This window comes from Photobacterium lucens, assembly GCF_009873615.1.
Lineage (GTDB): Bacteria > Pseudomonadota > Gammaproteobacteria > Enterobacterales > Vibrionaceae > Photobacterium > Photobacterium lucens.
Genome location: NZ_SSMG01000257.1, coordinates 1 through 1333, shown reverse-complemented (window position 1 = coordinate 1333; position 1333 = coordinate 1). Strand labels below are relative to the sequence as shown.

The following is a 1333-nucleotide window of genomic DNA, read 5'->3' as shown; positions in this document are numbered from 1 at the left end:
ATTAAAATGAGACAGTGTGAGATCAATACCGACAACAATTTTTTTGTCATTACTCGGCACCACCGCAGAATAGGTAATACCCGTAATTTCCTCGGGTAAGAATAAATACGGGGCACTACGATAAATAACATCATCATGAGCATGCTTGTACCATGAACGTAACGTCGGCGTGATGACATTTTTACGTTTTACTTTTTTGCGTAAATTAAAGTCTTTATCATAATAGTGATCATATTGAGCTCCCCCGTCATCATCGGATAAACGCTCAATTACCAACCAACGATCTTCTTTTAATGCATTATTTTTATGCCTAACCTCTGGCATTGCATCCAGGTTAATCACGATGTACGTATAGTTATTTTCATCACCGAGAAAAACACTATAAAAGCTCGGGTTATCTTTTAATACTTTAGTAAAAATCCCACGGATATCTTCTTGTGATGGCGACTTCAAAACCGTACCCAAGTGAGATAATAACTTAATGGTACTTACCGCATTATCATTCACGCGAGTAACCGCATCAGATACCGATTCAGCCATCATCTGATACTTACTTCTAGCTTGCTCTCGTGCCATCTCTTTACTGTGATAGTACTGAAGACCTATCGCAATAGACGACGTAATTACCGACACCAATACAAAAAGAGAAATAACAATCGACTTTATACTAATTCGTCGATGCTTAAATAGAGTCCTTCCTAACATACTTTCCGCGATCCCATTACGATTTATAGCTACACGAATAATACAAACTATTAACTATATCAATAACAATTATTGAATACATTTCAGATAGAGATAACAAAGTTATGTCAAGGAACAAACAAAAAAGCTAAAACGATGAAATTTATTGATAAAAGAAGCGTTGCGGCACTAAAGGAAAGACGGGGAATTCAGAAAATAAGATGAAAATGAAAGAAATTTAGACGTAAAGATGTATTGCTTTAGGCAAAAGCAGAAAAGAAGGAGCTTTTACATTCAATCAAACGATTAAACTATGAACAGCGACACTTTATTTTTAATAGAGACGTCGATTCAGATGTTTTAACGATCTCGATCTTATTTTCCTTAATATCTGACCATTGAGATAAAAGCTTAGCTAACTCATCTTTCATCATCTGAATATTGTAAGGAATACGGTTAGTACGAAGTTCACCTAATAGGCGTTGCTTAGCAATGGAGGCGGAACCTAACGCAGGCCTGTCTGTTTCTTTGGTCTTCCACAGTTTGAACATACTCAATATCCTTATTTATTAAAAATTCTTTTGTACGATTATAGTGTAGTTTTGCTTTCAGTTACATTTTATCGATGTTTTCACGATCTTGATCAAAC

The 1333-nt window shown here is 35.5% G+C and carries 1 protein-coding gene and 1 pseudogene; both read right to left on the bottom strand.

Annotated features, from left to right (window positions below; genetic code table 11):
• A pseudogene (locus tag E5A76_RS11085) lies at nt 1-705 on the bottom strand (HD domain-containing phosphohydrolase); the annotation flags it as partial.
• Nucleotides 706-995: 290 nt separating this feature from the next.
• Complete coding sequence (locus tag E5A76_RS11080) at nt 996-1235, bottom strand: cell division topological specificity factor MinE (RefSeq protein ID WP_053987737.1); 240 nt, start codon at nt 1233-1235, stop codon at nt 996-998.
• Nucleotides 1236-1333 lie beyond the last annotated feature (98 nt).

Excerpts from the sequence above, each read along its gene's own strand:
- E5A76_RS11080 (WP_053987737.1), bottom strand. The coding sequence starts at position 1,235 with ATGTTCAAACTGTGGAAGACCAAAGAAACAGACAGGCCTGCGTTAGGT.